The 13,452-nt window shown below is 71.3% G+C and carries 12 protein-coding genes; 4 read left to right on the top strand and 8 right to left on the bottom strand.

The window, feature by feature from the left end:
- The first annotated feature begins 60 nt into the window (after positions 1 to 60).
- Positions 61 to 339 (top strand): DUF1540 domain-containing protein, encoded by a 279-nt coding sequence (locus tag KRH_RS03945; RefSeq protein WP_012397885.1) that lies wholly within the window; start codon positions 61 to 63, stop codon positions 337 to 339.
- A 122-nt stretch (positions 340 to 461) separates the two neighbouring features.
- On the opposite strand, the gene KRH_RS03940 is transcribed toward KRH_RS03945, so the two are convergent.
- On the bottom strand, positions 462 to 1,271 hold the full coding sequence (locus KRH_RS03940) for a hypothetical protein (RefSeq protein WP_226905913.1): 810 nt from the start codon (positions 1,269 to 1,271) through the stop codon (positions 462 to 464).
- A 181-nt stretch (positions 1,272 to 1,452) separates the two neighbouring features.
- On the opposite strand from KRH_RS03940, the gene KRH_RS03935 reads away from it, so the two are divergent.
- Positions 1,453 to 2,757 carry a CapA family protein gene (locus tag KRH_RS03935; protein ID WP_012397883.1) on the top strand — a complete coding sequence of 435 codons (1,305 nt, stop codon included), beginning with the start codon at positions 1,453 to 1,455 and terminating at the stop codon, positions 2,755 to 2,757.
- A gap of 307 nt (positions 2,758 to 3,064) precedes the next feature.
- Here KRH_RS03935 and gatB read toward each other — a convergent pair whose 3' ends face one another.
- From gatB to gatC, 3 genes are read right to left on the bottom strand one after another with little or no spacing between them, the layout of a single operon-like run.
- Positions 3,065 to 4,570 (bottom strand): Asp-tRNA(Asn)/Glu-tRNA(Gln) amidotransferase subunit GatB, encoded by a 1,506-nt coding sequence (gene gatB, locus KRH_RS03930; RefSeq protein WP_012397882.1) that lies wholly within the window; start codon positions 4,568 to 4,570, stop codon positions 3,065 to 3,067.
- Complete coding sequence (gene gatA / locus KRH_RS03925; protein ID WP_226905914.1) at positions 4,570 to 6,171, bottom strand: Asp-tRNA(Asn)/Glu-tRNA(Gln) amidotransferase subunit GatA; 1,602 nt, start codon at positions 6,169 to 6,171, stop codon at positions 4,570 to 4,572. Before gatA ends, gatB begins: the two co-directional genes overlap by 1 nt.
- Positions 6,172 to 6,173: 2 nt before the next feature.
- On the bottom strand, positions 6,174 to 6,470 hold the full coding sequence (gene gatC / locus KRH_RS03920; RefSeq protein ID WP_012397880.1) for an Asp-tRNA(Asn)/Glu-tRNA(Gln) amidotransferase subunit GatC: 297 nt from the start codon (positions 6,468 to 6,470) through the stop codon (positions 6,174 to 6,176).
- A 98-nt stretch (positions 6,471 to 6,568) separates the two neighbouring features.
- Here gatC and KRH_RS03915 point away from each other — a divergent pair, with 98 nt between their 5' ends.
- Entirely contained in the window at positions 6,569 to 7,117 is a 549-nt protein-coding gene (locus tag KRH_RS03915; RefSeq protein WP_226905915.1) for a hypothetical protein, read from the top strand.
- 18 nt (positions 7,118 to 7,135) lie between these two features.
- Here the strand turns inward: KRH_RS03915 and KRH_RS03910 are convergent, their stop codons facing one another.
- Both KRH_RS03910 and KRH_RS03905 read right to left on the bottom strand, forming a co-directional pair.
- Positions 7,136 to 7,834: a maleylpyruvate isomerase family mycothiol-dependent enzyme gene (locus tag KRH_RS03910; RefSeq protein ID WP_012397878.1), complete on the bottom strand. Its 699-nt coding sequence runs from the start codon at positions 7,832 to 7,834 to the stop codon at positions 7,136 to 7,138.
- Positions 7,835 to 7,922: 88 nt separating this feature from the next.
- Complete coding sequence (locus KRH_RS03905) at positions 7,923 to 10,112, bottom strand: ABC transporter ATP-binding protein (RefSeq protein WP_105590536.1); 2,190 nt, start codon at positions 10,110 to 10,112, stop codon at positions 7,923 to 7,925.
- Between the two features lie 71 nt (positions 10,113 to 10,183).
- On the opposite strand from KRH_RS03905, the gene KRH_RS03900 reads away from it, so the two are divergent.
- Positions 10,184 to 10,816: a PH domain-containing protein gene (locus KRH_RS03900; RefSeq protein WP_105590537.1), complete on the top strand. Its 633-nt coding sequence runs from the start codon at positions 10,184 to 10,186 to the stop codon at positions 10,814 to 10,816.
- A gap of 11 nt (positions 10,817 to 10,827) precedes the next feature.
- Here the strand turns inward: KRH_RS03900 and KRH_RS03895 are convergent, their stop codons facing one another.
- Together KRH_RS03895 and KRH_RS03890 are read right to left on the bottom strand one after the other, a co-directional pair.
- Complete coding sequence (locus tag KRH_RS03895) at positions 10,828 to 11,901, bottom strand: ABC transporter permease (RefSeq protein ID WP_012397875.1); 1,074 nt, start codon at positions 11,899 to 11,901, stop codon at positions 10,828 to 10,830.
- Positions 11,898 to 13,433, bottom strand: coding sequence for an ABC transporter permease (locus tag KRH_RS03890; RefSeq protein WP_012397874.1), 1,536 nt, complete (start codon positions 13,431 to 13,433; stop codon positions 11,898 to 11,900). The genes KRH_RS03895 and KRH_RS03890 overlap by 4 nt, the downstream gene beginning before the upstream one ends.
- Between the last annotated feature and the right edge of the window lie 19 nt (positions 13,434 to 13,452).

Raw genomic sequence — 13,452 nt, 5'->3', positions numbered from 1 at the left:
TTAGTGTTCTTTTCAACACGACCGACAGTACGAGCACCCCTCGAGTCACAGGAGAAGATCATGGCCACTCTCACCGCTGTTTCCGCCTGCACCGCCACCGGCTGCGCCTTCAACGACAACGGCTGCACCGCGCCCGCCATCACGGTGGGCGGCCAGGGCGCCACCGCGTCCTGCACCACGTTCATCTCCCTCGACGCCCGCGGCGGGCTGCCCACGGCCCACGGCCAGGTGGGTGCGTGCCAGCGCCTCGAGTGCGCACACAACAAGGACCTGCTGTGCACCGCCTCCTCCATCGAGGTCACCGCGGACGCCAACTGCAGCAGCTACGAGGCCGAGTAGGCCGTTCTGCGCCGGAGCACTCCGGCGCCCCCGGTCCCAGGACCTCACCCATGACGAAAGACCGCGGATCTGCCGATCCACGGTCTTTCGTCATTCCCCCTGCTGCCCGGTGGACACCGGACTCAGGCGGCCACACCCGCCCCGAGCAGGGTGGACACACTCGCCGTGAGCCCCTCCGGGGACGTGCGCCCCCGCTCGAACGGCACGAAGTAGACACTGGTCACCCGTGCGCCGTGGCGCAGCACGGTGATCCCGGTGAGGTCCACGTCCACGATGAAGTCCCGCTCCACCGTGTGGGCGCAGCCACCCGTGGACGGCTTCTGCGTGAGCAGGTGCGCGGGGATCCAGCCGTTCTCAGCGGCATCGCACAGACCCGCCAGGTCCACGCGGTCCACGTCCATGGCGGCGTCCAGACCCGTGGACTCCACCTCGCGGCACGCGTCACCCGGTGCGGCCCCGACCGTGCCGTGGTGCACCACCAGTTCCCGGTGCTCCACCGGCGTGACCCCGGACCCGTCGTGGAGCACCACGCGCTCGGCCTCGAGCACGGCCAGCCGCCCGTTCGGGGCCCCGGCCACGGCCGCCACGAGCTCGGGGATCTCCCCCGTGCCCAGGAGCAGCTCCGCGTCCAGCGGGTCCAGCCACTCCAGCCGCGCGAGCAGGTGCGCGCTCGCCGCCACGATGCGCACGTCAGGCTCCGGGGCCACCTTGGTGACGTCCATGCGGACCTCCACCGGCTCGCCGGTGACGAGCACCGCGGGATCCATCTCCTGCGGGTCCACGGTGGCCGCGAGGACCAGTTCCCCGTTGCGGGTGAGGCCGTGCGCCACCGAGTCCAGCACGGGCTGGCCCGGTACGCGGTACGCCACCACCTGGGCCTCACCGGCACCCGAGAGCATCCGGTGGGCGAGGGAGACAGCACGCTCCCGCACCCCCGTCCGTGCCCCGCTGTTGCTTGGACCCACGACCGCCCCGCTCTCCTCGACTTCGAAACTTAGGAAAGCCTAACCTCCGCCGGGGCCCGAACGGAAGCCGAAACGAGCAATTTGGTCAGATTTTTCTGACCTAAATGGGCGTGGTGCTCGTCACGTGCGTTCGCGATAGCATCGCAGGATGCTGACGAGTACCCGCCACCGCTCCGCATCCGCCGCGCGCACGTCACTGGCGCTGGGGGCCGCTGCGCTGCTCGTGCTCGCGGGCTGCTCCTCGCCCTCCGAGAGCCCCGGCACCCCGGCGGCGAGCGGAGAAGCCGGCGGGGCGGCGTCGTCGTCCGCGCAGGGCGGGGCCACGCACCCGAGCGGACCGGGGAAGGCGCCCGAGTGCCCGGAGGACACGTGCATGAGCCTCGCGGTCTCCGGGGACCTGCTGCTGCACGAGGGGCTGTGGAGCCGTTTCGCGGTGGACCCCGCCACGCACGACGGCGCGAACTTCGACTTCGCTCCCCTGTTCGCGCACCAGAGGCCCTACCTCGCGAACGCGGACGTGGCGGTGTGCCAGGCGGAGACGCCCGTGGCCCGGGCCGGCGGTCCGTACACGGCCTACCCGGAGTTCAACGTGCCCCCGGAGATCCTGCGGGCCGCGAAGGACGCCGGCTACGACGCCTGCACGTCCGCGAGCAACCACGCGGTGGACCAGGGTGTCGAGGGCGTGGAGCGCACCATCTCCACCATGGACGCCGCGGGGCTGCAGCACACGGGCAGCTACGCGAGCGAGCGGGACGCCGAGCAGCCCATGATCGTGGACACGCCCACCGGCCGGCTGGCGGTGGTCACGGGCACCAACAGCCTCAACGAGAAGTCCCAGGACACCCCGTGGCGCATCGACCGTCTGCGGGACGGCGCGGACCCGCGGATCGGCGAGGACACCGCACGGGCGGACGTGGACCACGCGGTGGCGCAGGCGCGCAGGGCCCGCGAGCAGGGCGCGGACGTGGTGGTGGCCGCCATGCACTCGATCATCGAGTACACGGACACCGCGGACGAGTACCAGCAGCGCACCGCGCACGCGCTCGCGGACTCCGGGGCCTTCGACGCCGTGTACGGCCACGGTTCCCACAGCGTGCAGCCGGTGGAGAACCACCACGGCACGTGGATCGTCTACGGGGTGGGCAACAACGTGACCGAGACGGCCCCGCCCGTGAACGAGAGCAACAACCAGGGGATGCTGGCCCGGTTCCAGTTCGCCCGCGGCGGGGACGGGACGTGGCGCGTGAGCGACCTCGCGTGGGCCCCGAGCTCCAACACCCGGGGCGGGGACTACGCGTGGTGCCCCGTGGCGTCGGACGCCCCCGCGGGCGTGTGCCGCTCGCAAGCCGAGGACCGCGCGATCCGCGAGCGCATCGCGGGCATCGTCTCCACCGGCTCCGCCCGGGAGCACGGGCTGCACGAGTGGAAGCTCAGCGAGGACCGCGCGGGCTGACCCCCGGGCACCCCTGAACCCGCTCGGGCACCCTGGACCCCTGCGGGCGCCCGGGCGCTTTTCCGGCCCCGCCCGCGCCCACGGGTCCGGTGGTGGCGCGTCCATGGGTCCGCCTCCGAGCGGGGGCGCCTTGCCCAGCCGGCCGACAGGAGGGGCGCGTCCCTGGGCCCGCCTCCGAGCACTGCACACCACTGGCGCGGCTCACCTGCCCGGCCGGCCGGCTGGGCAGGTGTAACGCTCGTGGAACCGGACCGGCCCGGCTCCCTGTGCGGGGAGCCGGGCCGTTGCCGACAGGAGCGCGAGGGCGTCAGCCCTGCACGCCGAGCTTCTCCAGGATGATCTGGCGCACGCGACCGGCGTCCGCCTGACCGCGCGTGGCCTTCATGACGGGTCCGATCAGGGCACCCACGGCCTGCACCTTGCCGCCCTTGATCTTCTCCACGACGTCCGGCATCTGGGCCATGGCGTCGTCCACCGCGGTGGACAGGGCGCCGTCGTCGGAGACGACCGCGAGGCCGCGGGCCTCCACGACCTCCGCGGGGGTGCCCTCGCCCTCGACCACGAAGCCGAGGACCTTCTTGGCCAGCTTGTCGTTGATCTTGCCCTCGGAGATCAGACCGTCCAGTTCCACCACGTGGGCGGGGGTCACGGGCAGCTCGGCGATCTCCACCTCGCGCTGCTTGGCCAGGCGGGCAATCTCGCCCATCCACCACTTGCGGGCCACCGCCGCGGTGGCACCCGCCGCGATGGTCTGCTCGATCTGGTCCAGCACGCCCGCGTTCACCACGTCCCGGAACTCCTCGTCCGAGTAGCCCCAGTCCGCCTTGAGCCGCTTGCGGCGCTCGGCGGGCGGCTCGGGCAGCGTGGCCCGGATCTCCTCGATCCACTCCGCGGTGGTCACCACGGGCACGAGGTCCGGTTCGGGGAAGTAGCGGTAGTCGTCCGCGTCCGACTTGGGACGGCCCGCGGTGGTGGAGCGGGTGTCCTCGTGCCAGAAGCGGGTCTCCTGCGTGACCTTCTCCCCGGCGGAGAGCACCGCGGCGTGGCGCTGGATCTCGTAGCGCACGGTGCGCTCCACGGCGCGCAGCGAGTTCACGTTCTTGGTCTCGGAGCGCGTGCCGAATTCCGTGGCGCCCTTGGGCATCAGGGACACGTTCGCGTCGCAGCGCACGTTGCCGCGCTCCATGCGGGCGTCCGAGATGCCGAGGTTCTTCACGATCTCCCGTATGGCGGCCACGTAGGCGCGGGCCAGCTCCGGCGCCCGCTCCCCCGCACCCTCGATGGGCTTGGTGACGATCTCGATCAGCGGCACACCCGCACGGTTGTAGTCCACCAGGGAGTACTGGGCGTTCTGGATGCGCCCGGCGTCACCGCCCATGTGCGTCAGCTTCCCGGCGTCCTCCTCCATGTGGGCGCGCTCGATCTCCACCCGGAACTCCGTGCCGTCCTCCAGCTCCAGGTCCAGGTAGCCCTCGTACGCGATGGGCTCGTCGAACTGGGAGGTCTGGAAGTTCTTGGGCGTGTCCGGGTAGAAGTAGTTCTTGCGGGCGAAGTGGCACTTCTCGGCGATCGAGCAGTTCAGCGCGAGGCCCAGCTTGATCGCGGACTCCACGGCCTTGCCGTTGACCACGGGCAGCACACCGGGCAGCCCCAGGGACACCGGGGTGGTGTTGGTGTTGGGCTCGTCCCCGAACACGTTGGGGGCGGCGTCGAACATCTTGGTCCTCGTGTTCAGCTCCACGTGCACCTCGAACCCCAGCACGGGGTCGAAGCGCTCGAGGGCCTCCTCGAAGGACAGCACGTCCTGGCTCATCACTTGCCTCCCTGCGCGGCGGTGGCCGCAAAGTCACGAACGGTCCCGGCCACGTCCCCGCGGTGCTGCCACAGCGGGCCGCCCCACTGCTCGGCGAGCAGCCGCTCGAGCCCCGCACCGGCGCGGTACACGCGGGCGTCCTCGCGGGCCGGTGCCATGAACTGGATGCCCACGGGCAGCCCGTCCTCCGGTGCCAGCCCACCGGGCAACGAGATCGCGGGGATCCCGGCCAGGTTGGTGGGGATCGTGGCGATGTCGTTGAGGTACATCCGCATGGGGTCCGCGGACTCGTCCACGCCGCCGATGTCGAACGCGGTGGTGGGGGCGGTGGGCGAGATCAGGACGTCGGCCGTCTCGAACGCCGCCGCGAAGTCGCGCTGCACCAGGGTGCGCACCTGCTGGGCCGAGCCGTAGTAGGCGTCGTAGTACCCGGCGGACAGCGCGTACGTGCCCAGGATGATGCGGCGCTTGACCTCGTCCCCGAAGCCCGCGGCGCGCGAGGCACCCATGACCTTCTCGATGGTCGGCGTGCCCTCGGGCGTGACGCGCAGACCGAAGCGGACGCCGTCGTACTTCGCCAGGTTGGAGGAGACCTCGGAGGACATGATCAGGTAGTAGGCGCCCAGCGCGTACTGGAAGTTGGGGGTCTCCACCTCCACGATCTCCGCGCCGGCACCGCGCAGCAGCTCGAGGGACTCCTCGAAGCGCTGCTGCACGCCGGCCTGGAAGCCCTCGCCCGTGAGCTGCTTGACCACGCCCACGCGCAGGCCCTTGAGCCCGCCGTCCGCAGCACCGGCCCGTGCGGCCTGCGCGTAGCCGCCCACGGGATCCGGCAGCGAGGTGGAGTCCGCGGGGTCGTGGCCGCCCACGACCTCGTGCAGCAGGGCGGCGTCGAGCACCGTGCGCGAGCACGGGCCCACCTGGTCCAGCGAGGACGCCATGGCGATCACGCCGTAGCGGGAGACCGAGCCGTAGGTGGGCTTCACGCCCACGGTGCCGGTCACGGCGGCGGGCTGGCGGATGGAGCCGCCGGTGTCCGTGCCCAGGGCCAGCGGGGCCTGGAACGCGGAGACCGCCGCAGCCGAGCCGCCCCCGGAGCCGCCGGGGATCTTGGTCAGGTCCCACGGGTTGCGGGTGGGTCCGAACGCGGAGTGCTCCGTGGAGGAGCCCATGGCGAACTCGTCCAGGTTGGTCTTGCCCAGGATGGGCATCCGGGCCGCGCGCAGCTTGCGGGTCACGGTGCCGTCGTAGGGGCTCATGAAGCCCTCGAGCATCCGGGAGGCCGCCGTGGTGGGCTGGCCCTTGGTGACGATGAGGTCCTTGACCGCGACCGGCACACCGGCCAGCTCGGGAAGCTCCTCGCCCTTCGCGCGGGCCTCGTCCACCTCGCGGGCGACGCGCAGCGCCTCTTCGGTGTTGCGGTGCAGGAAGGCGTTCAGCCCGTCCGTGCCGCGGGAACGGTCCTCGGTGTCCAGTGCCGCGCCGTCCGTGGCGTCGATCTGGTCCAGGTGCGCCTGCACGGCCTCCACCGAGGACACCTCACCGGAGGCCACCTTCGCCGCGAGATCGGCGGCGGAGAGTTCGATGATCTGCTCGCTCATGCTCACTCACCGTCCAGGATCGCGGGAACACGGAACTTGCCGTCCTGGCTGTCCGGGGCGTTGAGGAGGGCCTCCTCCTGGGTGAGCATCTCGCCCACCACGTCCTCGCGGAAGACGTTCTGCAGCGGCAGCGGGTGGCTCGTGGCGGGGACGTCGGGCCCGGCGGCCTGGCTGACGGAGGCCACGGAGGAGACGATGAGCTCGAGCTCGCCGGCCACCCGGGCCAGCTCCTCGTCCGTCATCTCGATCCGCGCCAGCTCCGCCAGATGTGCCACCTGTTCGCGATCGATCGCAGACATGCATGCTCCTGGGATTGCTGTGAGTGGTTCCGATCCAGTCTAGCGAGCGCCTACCCTGGACTGAGCACACCCCTCACTCCCCGAAGGAGATCCCCTCCGTGGCCCAGCCCTCCGCACACTCCTCACGACGCCGCTCCACGCCTTCCCGGGGCACGTCCCGGATGACGAAGGCGGAGGCCGCCCGCGCCCGGGCCGACCACGACAACGCCTGGCGCCAGTGGGTCTCGGACGCGGCCGTGGAGGCGGTGGACACCGCGCTGAGCCACGTGCAGGCGGTCGTGGAGGACCAGGTCGTGCAGTACGGCGCGTTCCCCGCGTTCCTGATCACGGGCCGCAAGGACGGCGAGTTCGAACTCGACTCCGTGGACCCCGAGGGCCTGTCCCCCGAGGAGATCCTGGACTCCCTGCGCGCCACCGCCCGGGAGAAGGCCCCCAGCATCCTGGTGGCCGCCCTGGCCTACCCGGCCACCCTCCCGGACCGCTCCGGGGCCACCGCCGTGATCGCCGAGGTGGAGCACCGCGAGCGGCTGAGCCTGGAAGTGGTGCAGGAGTACCAGGCCGTGGAGGCCAAGGGGCGCACGTTCGTGAACTTCGACGACCCACACACGGACCGTGCGGAGCCGTGGCTGTTCGGGGTCAGGGACTGAGCCCCTCCCCCGGGAACCTCACCAGGCAGGCAGCTCGGGCAGCGCTCCCTCGCTGCGCACGCCCTCGGTCCTGCCGCGGGCCAGCCAGCCCAGCAGCGCCACGCGGTCCCCGGTGACCAGCTGACCGCCGTCACCGACCACCCACTCGTCGTGCTCGGTGGTGCGCAGCGTCATCCCGGGTGCGCCCTTGGCCCGCATGGTCCGCACCGCGCCCTCCAGGGTGTCGAGCACCGACTGCGGGTCCGCGTCCGCGAGGGTCCACGAGGTGTCGAGGTCGTCGTGGTGCATCACGAGCTCCGCGACGCGCACGGACGGGATGGCGGCCGCGGTGATGGGCTTGCCGTGCAGGTCCAGGTCCGTGACCCGCAGCGGACCGGCTAGGCGCTCGCACTGCCGGGCGAAGTGGGCGGCGTTGTCCGCCGAGCGCCGCAGCAGCTGCTCCCGCGGCAGCGCGGCGAGCTCGTCGATCTCGGCGTCCCGCAGCTCCCGGGACGTGTAGGGCTGCTGCCGCTCACCGGTCACGGCCCAGTCCACGAGCTTGGCGATGGCCCGCGCGTTGGACGCGAGGTGGGCCACCACGTGGGCCCGGTCCCACGACCCGCACAGAGAGGGCTCCAGCAGCTGCTGCTCGGAGAGGGAGTCGACGGTGGCCAGATAGGAGTCCGTCTCGTGCTGCAGCCGGGCGAGGTCGGACGAGAGACGCGTGGGGTTCACCATGGCGTCAGCGTAGCGAGGCCACCCCGGTGGCGCCACGGACACGGGACGCCATCCGTCGGACGACGTCCCGTTCCGCACTCCGGCCGCGCTAGGACACGTGGTGCACCATCTGCTGCCGCAGCTCGCGCCGCACGCGCTGGGCCTCGGGCGAGGGCACCGGCACGGCCGCGAGCAGCCGCTTGGTGTACTCCTGCTCCGGGTGGCGCAGCACGGCCTCGCGGGAGCCCTGCTCCACGATGTGGCCGTGCTGCATCACCACGATGCGGTTGGCCAGCCGGTCGATCACCGCGAGGTCGTGCGTGACGAACAGGCACGCGAAGCCCATCTCCGCCTGCAGCTCCTCGAAGAGGTCCAGCACCGTGGCCTGCACGGACACGTCCAGCGCGGACGTGGGCTCGTCCGCCACCAGCAGCTTGGGTTTCAGGGACAGGGCACGGGCGATGCCCACGCGCTGCTTCTGGCCGCCCGAGAGCTCGTGGGGGTAGCGGTTGCGGTAGTTGCGGGGCAGCCGCACCTGGTCCAGCAGCTGCTCGATGCGGTGCTGCAGCTCCCCGCCCTTGGCCACGCCGGCCAGGTACATGGGCTCGCCGATGGACTCGCCGATCGGCAGCCGCGGGTTCAGTGACGAGGACGGATCCTGGAAGACCATGCCCACGTCCTTGCGCACTTTGTTCAGGGTGGCCCGCGATGCTCCCGCGAGCTCCACGCCGTCCACGATCAGCGAGCCCTCGACCACGGGCAGCAGCCCCACGGCGGCGCGGCCGATGGTGGTCTTGCCGGAACCGGACTCGCCCACCAGGCCCACGGTCTCCCCGGAGGCCACCGTGATGCTCACGCCCTCCACCGCGCGGAACGCGGGGTTGCGGCCCTGCTTGGGGTACTCGATGGCCACGTCCTTGAGCTGCAGCACCGGGGCCACCACGCGCTGGGCGAGCGTGTCCATGGAGGCTTCTTCTGCGGCGGTGCGGTCCACCACGGGGGACGCGATGGAGCGCTCGAGCACGGCGGCGAGGTCCACGGACTCGTCGTTCTCGCTGCCCTCGCCCAGGTGCGGCACGGATTCCAGGAGGGAGATGGTGTAGGGGTGCTGCGGCGAGGAGAAGATCTGCTCCGCCGAGCCCTGCTCCACGATCAGGCCCTTCTGCATGACCGCGATCTTGTCCGCGAGGTCCGCCACCACGCCCATGTCGTGGGTGATGAGGATGACCGCGGAGTCCAGCTGGTCCTTGAGGTTGCGGATCAGGTCCAAGATCTCGGCCTGCACGGTCACGTCCAGCGCCGTGGTGGGCTCGTCCGCGATCAGCAACTTGGGGTCGCAGGACAGGGACTGCGCGATCATCGCGCGCTGGCGCTGCCCGCCCGAGAGCTGGTGGGGGTAGGAGCGGAACGCCTTCTCCGGGTCCGGCAGCTCCACCATGGTCAGCATCTGCATCGCGCGCTCCGTGGCCTCGGCCGGCGAGAGATCCCGGTGCAGCCGGATGGTCTCCACGATCTGCTGGCCCACCGTGTACACGGGGTTCAGCGCGGTCATGGGCTCCTGGAAGATCACCGCGATCTCCTCGCCGCGCACGCGCCGCAGCCCGTTGCCCCGCAGCCCGATCAGCTCGGTGTCCCCGAGCTTCGCGGACCCGCTCACGCGGGCGTTGGAGGGCAGCAGGCCGAGCATGGACATCGAGCTCGCGGACTTGCCGGAGCCGGACTCACCCACGATGGCGAGCACCTCGCCCGCGGCCACGTCGTAGTTGAGGTCGATCGCCGCGGGCACCCACTCGCGGTCCACGCCGAAGTCGACGGACAGCCCACGCACGCTCAGCACGGGCTCCCCGCGGGCCACGGTCGTGCGCGCGCGGCCCCGGCGCGCGGCCGGCTCGCTCCGCTGGGCCCGGCGCCCGCGCCGCTTCTCGGTGCCCGCCGCGGTGGTCCCGGCGGCACCGGCCGCCGTGGCCCCGCCCGCGGTCGCGACGCCGCCCGGGGCACCCTGCGCCGCGGCGTCGGCGTCCGGGGTGGCCACCCGGCCGTCACCGGCCTGCGCTCCGTTCCACGGCGCATTGTGCTCCGCGGCCGTGGGCTCCGCGGCGGGCTCCGCGGCGGTGGGCTCGGTGCGGGGCTCGCCGGCCGCGGCACCCGCGGCACCTGACGACGACGCCGCCGCACCCGGGTGGGCCGAGGCACCGGCCGACCGTGCGGCGTCGTCCCGGGTCCCGGAGGTGTTCCCGGGCGTGCCGTGGGGCTCGTAGGTGCCCTCGGGGAGGCCGTCGGGCTGGTGCGAGGTGCTCATCGTGTGTGCTCCATCGTGTCGAGAACTGGGCGCGCGGCCGTGGCTCGTGCGCATTGCCTAGCATGGTGGTCATGCCGAGAACCGAGGGACCCGACCGTGACCGCGAGATCTTCCGAGCGGCGTCGGCCCCGTGGCTCACGGGCTTCCTGGCACTGCTGGGAGTGCTGGTGCTCGTGGCCGGCTGGGGACACACCGCGGCCCACCACGGCGCGGCGGTGTGCGGGGCTCTGGCGTTCGGCGCCCTGGCCTTCACGCTGTACTGGCGACCGCGCCTGGAGATCCACGAGGGCGGGGTGCGCCTGGTCAATCCGGTGCGCACCGTGGGCATCCCGTGGAGCCGCATCGTGGACGTCCGCACGCGCTTCGCCGTGACCGTGGTGACCGACCGGGGCTCCCACTCCAGCTTCGCGCTGCCCTCCGCCGGTGCGGGAGCCGTGTTCCGCGCGGACGCCGCCGCCGTGGAGCGCAACCACCCCATCGCCCGCCCCGAGGGCTCGGTGCGCGTGGGTGACCTCACCTCCACCGCGTCCGGGGCGGCCGCCCACCGGGTGCGCGTCCTGTGGCAGCGCCGGGTGGACTCCGGAGAGCTGGACGTGTTCGCCCGGCAGGGCGAGCCCGAGCCGGTGACCACCCGTGTGGTGCCCGGCCCGCTCGCGGCGGTCGTGGTGCTGACCGCCGCGAGCGTGGTGCTGTACACGGTGTGAGCGCGCGCAGGTCACTGCGCGACCTGCGGTGACGCCGCGGGGGCAGCGGTGCGGCTCGCACCCGCCTCGCGCGCCCGCCGCGGGTTGAACTTGCGCTGGCGCGGGTCGAACGCGTCCCGCAGACCGTCGCCGATGAAGTTGATCGTCAGAGCGATGGTCACGATGAACACGCCCGGCCACCAGAACAGCCACGGCCGGGTGGCGAACGCCGTCTGGTTCTCGTTGATCAGCCGTCCCAGGGACCAGTCCGGGGCCTGGATGCCCAGACCCAGGTAGGACAGGGAGGTCTCCAGCAGGATCGCGGAGGACATCAGCAGCGTGATGTTCACCGTGATCACCCCCACCGTGTTGGGCAGGATGTGCTTGAAGATGATCCGCCCGCTGGAGGCACCGGCCAGGCGCGCGGCGTCCACGAACTCGCGCTCGCGCAGGGACAGGAACTCGCCGCGCACCAGACGCGCGAGGCCCGGCCACGCCACGAGGCCGATCAGCAGACCCAGCGCGATGACCGTGGCGAAGGACGGCAGCCCGTGCGCACGGACCCACGAGATGGCCATGCGCCCCAGCAGTGCGGCCATGATCACCAGCGGGATGATGATGATCACGTCGGTCAGCCGCATCAGCACCGCCTCGGTCCAGCCGCGGAAGTACCCGGACAGACCGCCGATCACGGTGCCCACGATGCCCGTGATGAGCCCCACCACGATCATGACGATCAGCGAGTACTGGGTGCCCTGCATGACCATGGCGAACAGGTCGCGACCCAGGTTGTCCTGGCCGAAGGGGTGCTCCCCCAGGCTCGGGGGCAGCAGGGACAGGGTGGGCCGCCCGCCGTCGACCACGGAGCCCGTGACGTCCGGACTCCACTTCCACCAGCCCGGGACGGGACCGATGCCGATGGACGTGACGGAGAGCAGCACGATGAACAGCAGCACCGCGAGGGAGATCACCGCGCCCGTGTTGCCGAAGAAGCGACCCCGGACCAGCTGCCCCTGGCTCTTGCCGCGCACGTCCTGGGGCGGCTGACCGTCCTCGGGGTGCTGCTCCACGGTCTGGGGGATGTCGATGGGTTGGGGCTGGCTCATGATTTCACCCTCACGCGTGGGTCGAGTACGGAGTAGACCAGGTCCGCGACCAGGTTGAAGACCATGGCCACGATGCCGGTGACGAGGAAGACGCCCATCACCGGGTTGGGATCCACGTTGCGCACCGCCTGGACGAACAGCTGGCCCATGCCGGTGAAGGCGAACACGGTCTCGGTGATCACCGCGCCGCCGATCAGCCCGCCGATGTCGAAGGCCACGAGGGTGGCCAGCGGGATCAGGGCGTTGCGGAAGGCGTGGCGCATGACCACGGTGCGCTCGGACAGGCCCTTGGCCCGCGCGGTGCGGATGTAGTCCTGGCTCATGATCTCCAGCATGGACGCCCGCGAGTACCGGGAGTAGGAGGCCAGCGCCAGCAGCGTCAGACAGATGGTGGGCAGCAGCAGGTGGGTGAAGCGGTCCAGGCCCGTGACCCAGAAGTCACCCGAGAAGCCCGGGGTGGCGGAGTTGGCCGTGGCGATCGGGCGACCGCGGATGTGACTCGAGTTCACGTAGTTCGGCCACGACTGCATGAACCGGTCCAGGACGACCAGCAGGGCCACGAAGAACCCGGTGACCCCGGCCACCCGTGCCCCCTGGCCGCGGTCGTAGCCGCCTGCGAGGTATCCGATGCCGGCGCCCACGCCGATCATCACCACGGTCAGGAGCAGCACGGTCAGCAGACCGCCGTCCGCGAACAGGTACTGCACCGGCCAGTAGACGATCAGCCCCACCACCACGGTGCCCAGTGCGGCGTACAGGGCACGCCGGTTGCGCAGCCCCGAGATCAGCACCGTGGCGATCACCGCCACCAGGATCCCCGTGAGGGCGATCAGCGGGATGCCCAGGAACGGGCGGTTGAGCCAGTTGGTGGCCAGCACGAAGTAGATGATCCCGAAGGTCACGGCGAAGCCGAGGGCTCCCATGACCAGGCGGGTGCGCAGCTGCCCGAACGAGACCATGAACCAGATCACGCCCGCCACCAGCGATATCGCGGCGATTGTGCCCATGGACATCACGGGGTCCTGCAGGAAGTCGTTGAACTGGATGGCCACGATCTCCTTGAGCAGCACCGCGAGCCAGAAGCTCGGCAGGGAGAAGCACAGGAACGTGAAGAACGTGATCCCGTAGTCCAGGCCCGAGTACTGGCGCAGGGCGGAGACGATGCCCAGGGTGATGCCCACCACGATGGCCAGGATGGTGCCCACCGTGACCAGCATGATGGTCTGGGTCATCGCGAAGCCCAGCAGCTCGGTGACCTGCTGCCCGTCACGGCTCACGCCCAGGGAGCAGGTGTCCGCGAAGGGCACCAGGCACCCGGCGGCACCGCCGAGCCACGTGAAGTAGCGCAGCACCGGAGGGGTGTCCAGGTGGAGGGCCTCCACACGCGCGGGGATGAGCTGCGGGGCGTTGGGGTTGCCGTAGAGGTCCCACAGGGGGTCACCGGACGCCGCCGTCATGAGGTAGACGATGAACGATGCGCCCAACAGGATGAGCACGGCCGTGATGAGCCGTCTGAGAATGTATGAAGTCATGTTGCTGCCTCTGGACGAG

Origin of the sequence: Kocuria rhizophila DC2201 (assembly GCF_000010285.1) — a bacterium.
In the GTDB taxonomy this organism is placed as follows: domain Bacteria; phylum Actinomycetota; class Actinomycetes; order Actinomycetales; family Micrococcaceae; genus Kocuria; species Kocuria rhizophila_A.
The sequence above is the reverse complement of the archived record's forward strand: the minus strand, read 5'-3'. Positions and strand labels throughout refer to the sequence as shown.

Excerpts from the sequence above, each read along its gene's own strand:
- KRH_RS03895 (WP_012397875.1), bottom strand. The coding sequence starts at position 11,901 with ATGAGCCAGCCCCAACCCATCGACATCCCCCAGACCGTGGAGCAGCAC.
- KRH_RS03900 (WP_105590537.1), top strand. The coding sequence starts at position 10,184 with ATGCCGAGAACCGAGGGACCCGACCGTGACCGCGAGATCTTCCGAGCG.
- gatA (WP_226905914.1), bottom strand. The coding sequence starts at position 6,171 with ATGAGCGAGCAGATCATCGAACTCTCCGCCGCCGATCTCGCGGCGAAG.
- KRH_RS03890 (WP_012397874.1), bottom strand. The coding sequence starts at position 13,433 with ATGACTTCATACATTCTCAGACGGCTCATCACGGCCGTGCTCATCCTG.
- KRH_RS03905 (WP_105590536.1), bottom strand. The coding sequence starts at position 10,112 with ATGAGCACCTCGCACCAGCCCGACGGCCTCCCCGAGGGCACCTACGAG.
- gatB (WP_012397882.1), bottom strand. The coding sequence starts at position 4,570 with ATGAGCCAGGACGTGCTGTCCTTCGAGGAGGCCCTCGAGCGCTTCGAC.
- KRH_RS03910 (WP_012397878.1), bottom strand. The coding sequence starts at position 7,834 with ATGGTGAACCCCACGCGTCTCTCGTCCGACCTCGCCCGGCTGCAGCAC.
- KRH_RS03945 (WP_012397885.1), top strand. The coding sequence starts at position 61 with ATGGCCACTCTCACCGCTGTTTCCGCCTGCACCGCCACCGGCTGCGCC.
- KRH_RS03935 (WP_012397883.1), top strand. The coding sequence starts at position 1,453 with ATGCTGACGAGTACCCGCCACCGCTCCGCATCCGCCGCGCGCACGTCA.
- gatC (WP_012397880.1), bottom strand. The coding sequence starts at position 6,470 with ATGTCTGCGATCGATCGCGAACAGGTGGCACATCTGGCGGAGCTGGCG.